The sequence below is a fragment of the Bacillus sp. 22483 genome (genome assembly GCF_052044605.1).
Classification (GTDB): domain Bacteria; phylum Bacillota; class Bacilli; order Bacillales; family Bacillaceae; genus Bacillus; species Bacillus altitudinis.
The window spans coordinates 240,956-253,643 of record NZ_JBQENU010000004.1; the positions used below are offsets into that span (position 1 = coordinate 240,956).

Below are 12,688 nucleotides of genomic sequence, written 5' to 3' on the forward strand. Positions count from 1 at the left end.
ATTGAAAAGAAACATCCAGTCAAAAGGAGGGATGATCGTGAGTACACCAGTAACGATTACAGAAGCTGCTGCATTGCAGATTAAAGATATGATGAAAGAACATGAAGAAGAAAATGCGTTCCTACGAGTGGGCGTAAAAGGCGGCGGCTGCAGCGGTCTTTCATACGGAATGGGCTTTGACCATGAAGTCTCAGAAAAAGACACGCAGTTCGAACAGCACGGCATCAAGGTTCTTGTCGACTCCGAAAGCCTTGACATCATGAACGGCACCATCATTGATTTCAAACAATCACTAATGGGCGGCGGTTTCACGATTGACAATCCGAACGCGATTGCGTCATGCGGATGCGGTTCTTCGTTCAGAACAGCTACGAATACCGGTACGCCGGAAGAGTGTTAACAACTTATCATGGATAATAATAAGCCTCCTTGTTCGTTTGTTATTGTAAACAACACGAATGAGGAGGCTTTTTGTTTGAAGAGGAAAGGTGACCAAAAAAGACACTCATTCCGCATCTCTTTTTATATAGCTTCTTCTATTTTCAAAAGTTCTTTATCCAAGACATCCACCAACTCTTGGGTGCTAAACATATAGATCACCACTTCTTTATTGCCATCTTCCACATGGACTTCAATTTCAATTTTAATCTTTGCTGTTTTTTCATGGTACACCACTTCAAAAGTGCCCATTCTTTTTGTTTCATTGTTTTTATTCATTTTTTGAACGTTGGTGAGTATCTGTTTGATTTCTTGATCACTCAAACCAGCATCTAAAATCGAAGTAGACACATGTGTTAAAAAAGGTTCTAGCTGATCAACATCCATATTCAATCCGGCAGCGAATTGAGCATAGTGTTTGTTATAGTCTTTTGCAAACACTTCAACTGAACCACCAATCATCAGTAACAAGCTCAAACTAATCATGAAACGTTTTATCATCTTTCCACCTATCCTTCATGACTTCATGACGATCTTCTCCTTCTTATATCGGCTGAACCAATCAAACCTTCATTGATTCCATTTCTTCTCAAACAATTCATAAATCGCTCAATTTTGTTACAGCTTGTCCTCACAACTGGCTATTTCCACTCGAAAAGAGTATCATGAGAACCAAACATAAACTGTCATCAGAAAAGAGGTTGCTGAGGTTTGAGTGAACAAATCAATTGCAGGAACTGTCATGAACTGATTCCGTATCGTTCAAAAACATGTCCATCTTGCGGGATAGACAAGCCGCTTCCGAAAAAGGAACGTGTGAAGGATCGGGTGATTTTGGTTGTGGCAGGAATTGTTGTGGTGTTACTTGCTGCAATGGTACTTGGAATGGCGAATGCCTATATTGGGATTTTTAAATAAACAAAAAAGGAGTTCCGCAGATGGAACTCCTTTTTTTGATCCGTTCTTATTTATTTTCAAATAAGCTTGTGGAATGAAGCGGCTGTACACGAGCTTTCGGGTCCATGTAAGCTTTGGCGTTGTTCACAGCAGTTGGTGCTTCACCAAATCCGCTTGCGATTAATTTGACTTTTCCTTCATACGTACAGATGTCTCCTGCCGCATAGAAGCCTTCGATGTTTGTTTCCATCGTGGATTTGACCACGATAGAGTTCTTTTCGATTTCAAGGCCCCATTGTTTGATTGGTCCAAGGGAGGAAACAAAACCGAAGTTGACGATCACGTCGTCCACATCTAGTACTTGTTTTTTATCACCTTTCACTTCTTCAAGCACAATTTGTTCAATGCGGTCTTCCCCAATGAGCTCAGTTGGCACAAATGGTGTCAGCACATTGACTTTCGAGTTGTGCAAGTTTTCTACACTGTGCTCATGTGCACGGAATTTATCACGACGGTGAATAATCGACACTTCTTTTGCGATTGGCTCAAGCATCAGTGCCCAGTCAACCGCAGAGTCTCCGCCGCCAAGAACAGCAACACGTCTGCCAGCGAATTGGTTCAGGTCATTGATGAAGTAATGCAGGTTGCTTCCTTCAAATGATTCTGCTGCATCTAGCTCAAGCTTTCTCGGTTGGAATGCACCGTTACCAGCTGTAATGATGATCGTTTTTGAATAATGAACTTCTTGATTCGTAACGAGTTTGAAGATACCGTCTGCTTGTTTTTCAACCGTTTCCACAGCTTGCTCTAAGCAAATGGTTTGATCAAATTTATCCATTTGTTCCTTTAGATTATCAATTAATTCTTGTGCGCGGATTTTTGGGAAACCAGCCACATCATAAATGTATTTTTCAGGGTAAAGAGCGGATAGTTGACCGCCGAGCTGAGGAAGGCTTTCAATGATTTTCACACTTGCCTGTCTCATGCCTCCGTAAAACGCAGTAAACAATCCGACTGGGCCGCCCCCGATAACGGTAATGTCATATACCTTAGAATCTTCTTGCATTCCTTAATCCTCCCAAATGAAAATTGTTATCACTATATCATATCATACCACATATCGTCGTTTGACTTGTTTTGAAAAACTTGTCGTTTTTTGATGCCGATGCTGTGAAAAGGGGAAAAAAGAGAGAAAGACCGTTTATCCTAAGGATTTTCAGTTTAAAGCCTTGAAAAAAGGAGCAGAACTCGCTATTATTGTTAAGGGAACTAAATATTAATTTTTTATGAATTTTTGTCGGATACGGTCAAATGCTTTCGTTTTTTGTAGGTGAAAGTTCAGATTTTCACATACTTATTTTTTTGTTTAAATTTCATAAAATGCCGCAAAGCGGTTGAGAATAACGATATGTAATTCTTTATCCGTTTTACAGCAAATTTAAAAAAGGTGGATGTGATTCCAGTGAATAAACCGAAAATCGTTGTATTAGGTGCAGGTTATGGCGGATTAATGACTGTAACAAGATTAACAAAACAGCTTGGCACAAATGATGCGGACATTACTCTTGTGAACAAGCATAATTATCATTACGAAACAACATGGTTACATGAAGCAAGTGCAGGTACTCTTCATCATGACCGTTGTCGTTATCAAATCAAAGATGTGATTAACAGTTCCCGTGTCAACTTTGTACAAGCAACAGTTGAAAGCATTAATAAGGAAGAGAAGAAAGTTGTGACATCAGATGGCGAACTTTCTTATGACTACCTTGTTGTTGCGCTTGGTGCTGTTCCTGAAACATTTGGTATTGCAGGACTGAAAGAATATGCATTCTCAATCTCTAACATCAACTCTGCTCGTCAGCTTCGTGAGCACATTGAACTTCAATTTGCGACATATAATACGGAAGCTGAAAAGCGTCCAGAGCGTCTGACAATCGTTGTCGGCGGTGCAGGCTTCACAGGTATTGAGTTCCTTGGTGAGCTTGGAAACCGTGTACCTGAGCTTTGCAAAGAGTATGATATTGATCAAAAAGACGTGCGTATTATCTGTGTAGAAGCTGCACCAACAGCTCTTCCAGGATTTGATCCTGAATTGATCGACTATGCGATGAACTACCTTCAAGGTAAAGGTGTTGAGTTCAAAATCGGTACAGCGATCAAAGAATGTACGCCTGAAGGCATCATTGTTGGAAAAGACGATGATACAGAAGAAATCAAAGCAGAAACAGTTGTTTGGGCTGCTGGTGTACGTGGTAACCCAATCGTTGAAGAAGCTGGATTTGAAAACATGCGCGGCCGCGTAAAAGTGTCTCCAGATCTTCGTGTACCAGAAAATGAAGATGTATTCATCATCGGTGACTGCTCATTAATCATCAATGAAGAAATTAATCGTCCATACCCACCTACTGCACAAATTGCGATGCAGCAAGGTGAAACAGTAGCGAAAAACCTTGCAGCACTAGTAAAAGGTGGCACGCTTGAAAGCTTTAAGCCAGACATCAAAGGAACAGTTGCTTCTCTTGGTGAACACGACGCTGTAGGTGTTGCGTTTGGTAAAAAACTTCAAGGAACAAAAGCTTCTGCAATGAAAAAAATCATCGACAACCGTTCATTATTCATGGTTGGGGGACCAGGACTTGTTCTGAAAAAAGGAAAATTCAAGTTCTTCTAAACCGATATAGACAAAAACGTGTATCCTTGTGGTACACGTTTTTTTTATGTTTTACGGAATATTTTCTCACTTGGTACTGGACAGAAAAATATGTTATGATGAATTATCAGAAAATTTAGATTAAGGAGTGAGCAATATGAATGCACAAACGAAAGAAAAAAAGTCAACTTGTCAGTATTGTTCAGGAAAAGGATATTTTCAGTTATTGCTCGGCGGATCAGAAACATGTGAGGAATGTAAAGGGACAGGAAAGAAGCATTAATCTTACGGCTTTTTCCATTGATTGACTTCATCTCTATTTCCAAGTTAAACTAATGATGGGATATTTGGGGGTGGAGATGAAGTGATCAGTTTACCAGTCGTTATCATTTCAGTTATTTTATTTTTCGTGTTATTCTTCGGCATTGGCTTTTTGCTGAATATGCTGCTGAGAATGTCATGGATTATGGCAATTTTATATCCAATTGTATGCCTTTTCATTATCAATAATCAAAAGATGATCGCTTATGTAAGAGAACCAGGCATTGCTTTTTCCGGGATAGGAGACCGCATCGTCTCTCTTGCTGCGGCAGATATCATTATTTTATTAAGTGGTCTGATTGGTGCCATTGCCTCAGGTTTTGTCATCAATGCTCTTCGTAAAAGAGGCTATCAAATGTTTTAACTCACTTGTCTATACGCAAGTGGGTTTTTTTGTTTCTCCTTTGCATAGTTTCCATTTTGTTTGGAAACAAATAGATGGGTAGAGGAGTGACAAATAGAAATGAAAACATGGATGAAACGATTGTTCATGACAGCTCTGTTTATGCTTGCCTTGATGACAAGCTTTACGGGCATATCTGGCGTAGAACCAAGTGATTTAGCTGCATGGGTGAAAGAGACTGATGCCGGTAAGCACGTATCTTCTTTTTTAAAGCATCCAAAAAGGCAGACGATGGCGGTGAAAAGTGACGAATTGCGTGCTGTTTCTCTCGAAGAAGCATTTAATTGGAACGATTATCCGAAGCAAAAGGTTGTCGCCACAGGTTATACAGCAGGTGTAGAATCAACAGGTAAGACGAAAGAACATCATGCATATGGCATTACATATTCAGGCGTCAAAGTAAAACGTGATTTATATTCAACCGTGGCAGCGGACCCATCTGTCTTTCCGATAGGAACTGTCCTGTTTATCCCCAATTATGGTTATGGTGTAGTCGCAGATACTGGGAAAGCGATTAAAGGTCATAAGCTTGATTTATATTATGAAACGGTTGATGATGTGTATAGAGAATGGGGTAAAAAAGTGCTGGACGTTTATGTGATTAAAAAGGGTGAAGGAACGCTGACAGAAAAAGACTTAAATCAGTTGAATGAAGCAGAATCGATGCAAGTGTTCCGGCAGCAGTTTCAAGCCAATAAAGAATAAAAAAGCTTTGGATCTCAAAAGGTCCAAAGCTTTTTCGTTTCTACATGAAGTAATAATCTAAGATGAGTGTGAGCAAAATTCCTGTTAAGCCGCCGAAGAAGACTTCAATCGGCTTATGCCCAAGAAGCTCTTTCAATTTCTTTTGCTTCTCTTTTTCTTCCGCATTTGGGAAGTTCTTTGCCTCGGCAACAAACCGGTTAAAATCTGTGACCAGTTTGTTCAGGACAGTTGCCTGTTCTCCTGCCTGTCTGCGAACACCTGTCGCATCAAACATTGTAATAATGGCAAAGATGGCGGAAATGGCAAAAATAGATGTTCCTAGCCCGTGCTCTAAAGCAACTGCTGTTGAGAGTGCTGTTACTGCTGCGGAGTGTGAACTTGGCATTCCGCCTGTGCTTGTAATGAGCGACCAATCTAGTCGTCTAGAAATGATAAATTGAATCGGTACTTTTACAAATTGTGCAAAAAAGATGGCTGCAAGGCTGGCAAGCAGCGGAAAATTCGTCAGTACGCTCATGAACAAGAAACATCCTCTCTTTAAGAAAAAATAACGTGCGAAATGATAAAGTATTTACCCTAGTAAGATAAAAAAATGATGGCAGTAAGAACTGTTGCCAAGTCCATGTTCATTATAACATTAAAGAAAGTAGATGTGGAACGAGGAGACCATGGACAGGCTGCTATAGATCGCTGCCGCTTTTTCATGATACCCTTCCGCGTGCCAAAATATAAATGTTCTTCAAGGGAAGACAGGCTGGCAATGATCGTATCAGCACATAAATTTTGATATAATAGAAGTTCCAATGTGAAATATGGAGTTCATTGAAGGAGCGTGTGATAAATATGTTTTTCTCGACAAATGAGTTGCAACATAAAGATACACTGGCCATCGGACTTTTTCAAAAGAGCCAATTATCAGGAAAAGCAAAAGAAATGGATGAGTTACATGGAGGAAGAATCACTGAATTATTAAAAGAAGGCGATATTTCGTCTAAGCGAAATCAGCTTTCGAAATTTTTCCCATCCCCTGAAACCGGCATTAAACGCATTTATTTTGTCGGGCTTGGGAAGGAGTCAGATTACACGTTTGAAGAGGCAAAGGAAGTGTTTGCGCATTTATTTAAAAAGCTTCATCAAGATAAAAAGCAAGCAGTTTCGGTTTTGCTTGATACATTTACAGGAAAGGATCTGCCTGTTCAAGATGCAGCCCATGCCCTTTCTGAAAGCTGCCTTTTAGCTACATATGAATTACAAGATTTTAAACATAAAACGAATGAACCGGATCGCTTTATCGAATTTGTTTATGCAACAACGGATCATGATGCTGCCGAAATTCAGGCAAGTCTGAAAGTGGGCGAAGTCTACGGACAATCGGTCAATTCGGCTCGTACACTTGTGAATATGCCGCCGAACATGCTCACGTCCTCTGATCTTGCATCCTATGCGGCAGAGCTTGCTTATAAATATGAATTCGAGATTGAAATTTTAGATAAAGAACAAATGGAAGAGCTCGGAATGGGCGCTATTCTAGCCGTTAATAGAGGCTCAACAGAACCACCGAAGCTGATTGTATTGAAATATCAAGGCAAGGAAGAATGGACAGACGTCATCGGCCTTGTCGGTAAAGGTATTACGTATGATACAGGTGGGTATTCCTTAAAGCCAAGAGCAAGTATGGTGGGGATGAAAACTGATATGGGCGGCTCAGCCTCTGTTTTAGGCGCAATGGAAATCATCGGTGAACTTCGTCCAGAGCAGAATGTCATTGCGGTCATCGCCTCAACAGATAATATGGTCTCAGCAGATGCGATGAAGCCAGATGACGTCATTGTCTCACTAAGCGGCAAAACAATCGAAGTGCTTAACACGGATGCAGAAGGCCGTCTTGTTTTAGCAGATGGTGTGACCTATGCGAAGCAGCATGGTGCCTCTGTGCTTGTGGATGTTGCGACATTAACAGGCGGTGTCATTGTGGCACTTGGGAATGAGACAACAGGCGTGATGACAAATAACGATGAACTGTATGCCCAGTTTAAAGAGGCATCAGAAGAATGTGGGGAAATGATTTGGCAGCTGCCAATCACCGAAAAAGATAAAAAACGAGTAAGAAACAGCAAAATGGCTGATCTGAATAACTCACCAGGCCGTGATGGCCATGCGATCATGGCAGGTGCATTTATCGGAGAATTCGCTGAAGACACCCCTTGGGTACACTTAGATATTGCAGGAACAGCTACGACAGAAAAGCCTTCATGCTTTGGACCAACAGGAGCAACAGGTGTGATGGTCAGATCATTAGCGACATTTGTGGAACGATTTGAACCGAAGAAATAACGACGGAAGCTCTGCCAACTGGCAGAGCTCAGCGTGTAGACAAACCCTCGCATTCGGTGTCAGTCCTGCGCTTCGGTGCTCACGAATGTCAAATTCGCTCCGCGCCGATGCTCGTCCTTCCTAGACTGCAAAGGTTTTCTATCACGCTGAAAAGAAGACAAAGGGCTAAAATAAAATTCATTTTAGCCCTTTGTCAACAATCTGAGCTCTGCCAACTGGCAGAGCTTTTTATGTAGGACATACGCCATTTGACGAAGTAAATTTTCTATGGTAACATACGTTGGTACTTTAATTATCTACTACATTAGTAAACTAAAGGATTTCGGAGGTTTCACCATGAATGCAGTTGTTTTAGCGGTTGTTTTAATGTTGATATTAAGCTTGCTGCGGGTCAATGTCGTGATTGCGCTGGCACTTGGCGCTTTAGCGGGCGGACTTGCAGGTGGATTAGGTCTAGGGGGAACAGTTCAAGCGTTCACTGACGGTCTTGGCGGAAATGCGACAGTGGCGATTAGTTACGCACTATTAGGTGCATTCGCAGCCGCACTGACGAAAACGGGTCTTCCTGATGCCATGGTCGAAGGAGCTGTGAAGCTTCTTGGAAAAGAAGGCGATTCAAGAAGAAAAACATTATCAAAAGTGCTCATTATTCTGGTCATTTTGATCGTATCTTGTTTTTCTCAAAACGTTGTTCCTGTTCATATTGCCTTTATTCCGGTCTTAATCCCGCCATTATTAAAGGTGTTTAACGAGCTTCAAATTGACCGCAGACTGCTAGCATGTGTGATGACTTTCGGACTTACTGCACCATATATTTTGCTTCCGGTCGGTTTTGGACAGATTTTTCACGGAATGCTTCGTGACAACATGAAAGATGCAGGTTTAACAGTGAATTTAGCAGACATTCCGTATGCGATGCTGATTCCTGTAGGCGGCATGGTTCTTGGCTTGATCGTTTCACTCTTTGTCTATCGTAAGCCAAAAACATATGAGAATCGTGACATTACGGATGTAGAAAAATCAGCATATACAAAAAAGAGCTTATTCTTTGCTGGACTTGCGATCCTTGTATCACTTATTGTTCAGTTATATCTCTCTCAAAGCCTTGGAGTCGAAGGGATGATCTTCGGTGCGCTTGCAGGCTTGCTTGTCTTGTTTGTAACGGGAATGATGAAACGCGATGAAGCAGATGCGCTGATTACATCTGGCATGAACATGATGGCATTTATCGGATTTGTCATGCTTGTTGCAGCTGGATTTGCCAATGTTTTAACGAAAACAGGAGATATTGAATCTCTCGTCAAGGCGTCTTCTCAATTTATCGGAAACAGCCAAAGCTTAGCGGCTGTTTTAATGCTACTGGTGGGTCTGCTAGTGACAATGGGCATTGGCTCATCATTTGCAACGATTCCGATTATTACGACGATCTTTGTCCCGCTTTGTTTACACTTAGGATTCAGCCCGATGGCGACTATTGCGATTATTGGTTCAGCTGCGGCGGTAGGAGATGCAGGTTCACCTGCAAGCGACAGTACACTCGGACCAACATCTGGACTGAATATGGATGGACAGCATCACCACATTTGGGGTACATGTGTCCCAACATTCGCTTTTTATAATATCCCGCTCGTCTTGTTCGGCTGGCTTGCGGCAATTATGCTATAAATGAAAAAAGGTTCCTTACTCATAGAGTAAAGGAACCTTTTCTGATATTAGGAAGCTGTTTGTTCTTTTCGAAAGGATGTGGCTTTTGAAACTGATCGATAAATTTTAGGTGCCAGCATCGCAAGGAGGATGGTCAGCGCATAGTCTTTTACCATAAACCAAATCATGAAGAACCATGTAGTTTGATAAGAGATTGGTGCGTTCAGCCATACATTTAATGCGATGTATGTATAAGTTGTCCCGATCACATACATCACGGTCGTTCCTGCAATGGCTGCAAATAAAAAGCGGCCAAAACCAGGGTTTTGTCTTTTTTCAAGAATGAATCCGGCAAGCCAAGCAGCAGGAATGTATGATAACACAAAGCCACCGCTTTTTCCTAAAATAACGCCGAGACCCGCCGAGAACTGTGCGAATACAGGTGCACCAGCGATCCCAACAAGAGCATAGACAATCATGGCCAATGCGCCAAGTCGTCTGCCCAACAAAAGACCAGCAAGCACACAAAAAAACGGCTGCATCGTAAGTGGGATTCCGCCGACCTGTAAAAATGGCACAATGGATGTGATATTGGCTCCGATAGCCATGAGTGCAGCAAACATCCCGACGAGCACAAAGTCAGCTGTTCTTGTCTTCTTTTGCATGATATTTCCCCCTGTCTTATCTGTACAAATAGATTAAGGGGAAGAGGTTCTTTTGTCAACTTATTTTTATTTTAGGTTAACAATAAAACCCGCCCCTGAAAAGGGCGGGTTAGATATTAAGCTTCGGTCATGGAAGAGGTTTCAAGGGCTTTACTAACAGGCACATAATCATAGCCGAGATCACGAGCGACAGCTTCATAGGTGATATGTCCGTTCATCACATTGACGCCTTCAGCAATCGCCTTGTTTTCTTTGATCGCTTTTGCAGCGCCCTTATTTGCAATCTGCAGTGCGTATGGGACCGTGACATTTGTTAAAGCAACTGTCGATGTTCTCGGAACCGCTCCTGGCATATTGGCAACAGCATAATGTAAAATGCCGTGCTTTTCATAAGTAGGCTGATCATGTGTTGTGATATGATCGATTGTTTCCACAATCCCGCCTTGGTCAATGGCTACATCGACAATGACAGAACCAGGCTTCATTTGTTTCACCATTTCTTCTGTGACAAGGGTTGGAGCTTTGGCACCTGGGATGAGAACCGCACAAATAAGCAGGTCTGCCTCGCTCACTGAATCTGCAATGTTAACAGGATTAGACATTAACGTTTTCATTTGATGACCAAACTGATCGTCCAGCTGACGTAATCGTTCCGCATTTACATCAATAAGGGTGACATCTGCGCCAAGTCCGATCGCCATTTTCGCTGCATTTGTTCCAACGACACCGCCGCCAATAATGGTGACTTTCCCTCTCGATACTCCTGGCACGCCTGCGAGCAGAATGCCTTTTCCGCCTTTTGGCTTTTCTAAAAATTGAGCACCAATTTGAGCAGCCATTCTACCTGCAACTTCAGACATTGGCGTTAATAGAGGGAGTGATTTTCCGTCCGTTACCGTTTCATAAGCAATGGCTGTCACACCTTTTTGTTTTAATGCTTCAGCCAAGGAGGGCTCTGCTGCAAGATGCAGGTACGTAAATAAGATCAGACCTTCTCTGAAATATGAATATTCTTCTGGTAATGGTTCTTTTACCTTCATAATCATATCAGAAGATACCCACACATCTTTCGCTTGATCAAGAATCTCTGCACCAACAGATACATAATCGTCATCAGTGAATCCGCTTCCAAAACCAGCGTTCGTTTCAATTAAAATCTGGTGTCCAGCTGAAAGCAATTGAGATGCTGCTCCTGGTGTTAATGCGACCCGGTTTTCATTGTTCTTAATCTCTTTCGGAATGCCGATGATCATATCAATTCCTCCTATGCTTATCTATTGATATTGTATGTCTAGTGTATCCTGAAAGTTTAGAAAATTCTTCGGTTGAATGAAAAAATTAAAAAACGCCTCTTTGTGAAATTTCACAAAGGGACGTTTTTTAGCTTCATATCAAGATAAATAGTCATCTTCTCATTCATGTTTTTTAAATCAATTTCTGCAATGTCCGTAATCCGTTTCAGTCTGTAATTCAGTGTGTTGATATGAATATTTAACTGCTTTGCGGCGATATTGGCGTTGCTGTCACAATCAATAAATCGTTCAAGGGTCTCGACGAGGTTGGAATGATGCCTGAGGTCGTAATCCTCAAGCTTTGATAAAGAGTAACTGGAATAAGACGATCCCTTTCGTTTTTCAGCAAGCACATCTAAGTATTGATAAATACCCAGTTCAGAAAAGCTGTTCAATTGTTCTGTTTCCACAGGAAAGCGTTCTTTTGTTTTTAAGACGGCCAGTGCTTCTTTATAGGATGGCTGAATATGAGTAATGTGATCGTAAATTCCACCAATGGCCGCTTGAACGTCATGGAGCTGATACCGATCAGACAACTGCTTTAGCATGCCGCTTGTGAATTGTTTAATATCTTGAAGCGGATGTTCTGTTTTTGGCGAGACAAGAATAATGAATTCGTTAAAATCAACAGTCGTTAAAAGCACCTGCACTTGCTGCGTTGTTTCAAGTAGATAGGAGAGCTTCTTTTCCGTATCTTCTGTCAGTTCATCACGAAGGCGAAAGATAATAATGGCATACGTGTCTGGACACCTCATCCCAAGTCTCAAGAAGAGATCAAGCATCTCATCCTTTTCATGAATATGTCCTGTGAGCATCTTCCAAAATAGCTCCTGATTGCGTTCTTCTGTTTTCGTTTTTCGAATTTGTAAATTGAGTAATTTGTTTTTCACGGCATGTGCTGCCATCTTGAGAAGGTCCATTTCTTCATCTGAAAAAGGCTGCGTGGATTCAATTGCCCAGATAAAGCCGAGCACCTCTTTGTCTTTCCATATGGAAATGGCAACCCTGCTGGATAGACCGACTTCTGCAATTTGAGGTACGCGAAGCGGTTCATCTGTTTTAAGGAGTGTAGGAATGATACCGTCTTTCCAAAGCCGATTAATGACTTTTTCCGGTACACGGCGGGAGATAATGGTTGAAGTTCTGGCGGGATCAGTGAAATCATTATGTGTGCTATAGGCTAATAATCGATGATGAGTATCTTCTATAGTAATAGGGCAATTGAGCACATCACTAATTTGGTCTGCCACATCCTCTAAACGATCAAGGCTATACTTAAATGGATCTGTCTTTTTTGTCATAAAAAACCCCTGCTTTTTCGAATATTTCACGTACT

General features: G+C 41.6%; 14 protein-coding genes. 8 read left to right on the forward strand and 6 right to left on the reverse strand.

Annotation, left to right across the window (positions count from 1 at the left end; all coding sequences use genetic code 11):
* The first annotated feature begins 37 nt into the window (after positions 1–37).
* Positions 38–400, forward strand: a complete 363-nt coding sequence (gene erpA / locus ACTJJQ_RS08435) for an iron-sulfur cluster insertion protein ErpA (protein ID WP_008357254.1) — start codon at positions 38–40, stop codon at positions 398–400.
* Positions 401–522: 122 nt separating this feature from the next.
* Here the strand turns inward: erpA and ACTJJQ_RS08440 are convergent, their stop codons facing one another.
* Positions 523–939 (reverse strand): hypothetical protein, encoded by a 417-nt coding sequence (locus ACTJJQ_RS08440; RefSeq protein WP_242731003.1) that lies wholly within the window; start codon positions 937–939, stop codon positions 523–525.
* Positions 940–1,149: 210 nt separating this feature from the next.
* Here ACTJJQ_RS08440 and ACTJJQ_RS08445 point away from each other — a divergent pair, with 210 nt between their 5' ends.
* A complete protein-coding gene (locus tag ACTJJQ_RS08445; protein WP_008346803.1) occupies positions 1,150–1,356 on the forward strand; it encodes a hypothetical protein in 207 nt (68 codons plus the stop codon).
* 46 nt (positions 1,357–1,402) lie between these two features.
* Here the strand turns inward: ACTJJQ_RS08445 and yumC are convergent, their stop codons facing one another.
* On the reverse strand, positions 1,403–2,401 hold the full coding sequence (gene yumC / locus ACTJJQ_RS08450; protein ID WP_007500433.1) for a ferredoxin--NADP reductase 2: 999 nt from the start codon (positions 2,399–2,401) through the stop codon (positions 1,403–1,405).
* Positions 2,402–2,791: 390 nt separating this feature from the next.
* On the opposite strand from yumC, the gene ACTJJQ_RS08455 reads away from it, so the two are divergent.
* The 4 genes from ACTJJQ_RS08455 to ACTJJQ_RS08470 all read left to right on the forward strand — a co-directional run bounded on the left by ACTJJQ_RS08455 (position 2,792) and on the right by ACTJJQ_RS08470 (position 5,417).
* A complete protein-coding gene (locus ACTJJQ_RS08455) occupies positions 2,792–4,009 on the forward strand; it encodes an NAD(P)/FAD-dependent oxidoreductase (RefSeq protein ID WP_160758061.1) in 1,218 nt (405 codons plus the stop codon).
* 136 nt (positions 4,010–4,145) lie between these two features.
* On the forward strand, positions 4,146–4,271 hold the full coding sequence (locus tag ACTJJQ_RS08460; RefSeq protein WP_008346797.1) for a YuiA family protein: 126 nt from the start codon (positions 4,146–4,148) through the stop codon (positions 4,269–4,271).
* Positions 4,272–4,352: 81 nt separating this feature from the next.
* Positions 4,353–4,673: a YuiB family protein gene (locus tag ACTJJQ_RS08465; protein ID WP_003212933.1), complete on the forward strand. Its 321-nt coding sequence runs from the start codon at positions 4,353–4,355 to the stop codon at positions 4,671–4,673.
* Between the two features lie 99 nt (positions 4,674–4,772).
* Complete coding sequence (locus tag ACTJJQ_RS08470) at positions 4,773–5,417, forward strand: 3D domain-containing protein (RefSeq protein WP_159145085.1); 645 nt, start codon at positions 4,773–4,775, stop codon at positions 5,415–5,417.
* Positions 5,418–5,457: 40 nt separating this feature from the next.
* Here the strand turns inward: ACTJJQ_RS08470 and ACTJJQ_RS08475 are convergent, their stop codons facing one another.
* Complete coding sequence (locus ACTJJQ_RS08475; protein WP_008346791.1) at positions 5,458–5,934, reverse strand: divergent PAP2 family protein; 477 nt, start codon at positions 5,932–5,934, stop codon at positions 5,458–5,460.
* 326 nt (positions 5,935–6,260) lie between these two features.
* On the opposite strand from ACTJJQ_RS08475, the gene ACTJJQ_RS08480 reads away from it, so the two are divergent.
* Both ACTJJQ_RS08480 and ACTJJQ_RS08485 read left to right on the forward strand, forming a co-directional pair.
* A complete protein-coding gene (locus ACTJJQ_RS08480) occupies positions 6,261–7,751 on the forward strand; it encodes a leucyl aminopeptidase (protein ID WP_046344402.1) in 1,491 nt (496 codons plus the stop codon).
* Between the two features lie 336 nt (positions 7,752–8,087).
* Entirely contained in the window at positions 8,088–9,416 is a 1,329-nt protein-coding gene (locus ACTJJQ_RS08485) for a Na+/H+ antiporter family protein (protein WP_440600107.1), read from the forward strand.
* 47 nt (positions 9,417–9,463) lie between these two features.
* Here the strand turns inward: ACTJJQ_RS08485 and ACTJJQ_RS08490 are convergent, their stop codons facing one another.
* From ACTJJQ_RS08490 to ACTJJQ_RS08500, 3 genes are all read right to left on the reverse strand, one after another.
* Positions 9,464–10,060 (reverse strand): biotin transporter BioY, encoded by a 597-nt coding sequence (locus ACTJJQ_RS08490; RefSeq protein ID WP_008345905.1) that lies wholly within the window; start codon positions 10,058–10,060, stop codon positions 9,464–9,466.
* 116 nt (positions 10,061–10,176) lie between these two features.
* Positions 10,177–11,313, reverse strand: a complete 1,137-nt coding sequence (ald, locus tag ACTJJQ_RS08495; protein WP_317327953.1) for an alanine dehydrogenase — start codon at positions 11,311–11,313, stop codon at positions 10,177–10,179.
* 110 nt (positions 11,314–11,423) lie between these two features.
* On the reverse strand, positions 11,424–12,653 hold the full coding sequence (locus tag ACTJJQ_RS08500; RefSeq protein WP_008345900.1) for a PucR family transcriptional regulator: 1,230 nt from the start codon (positions 12,651–12,653) through the stop codon (positions 11,424–11,426).
* Positions 12,654–12,688 lie beyond the last annotated feature (35 nt).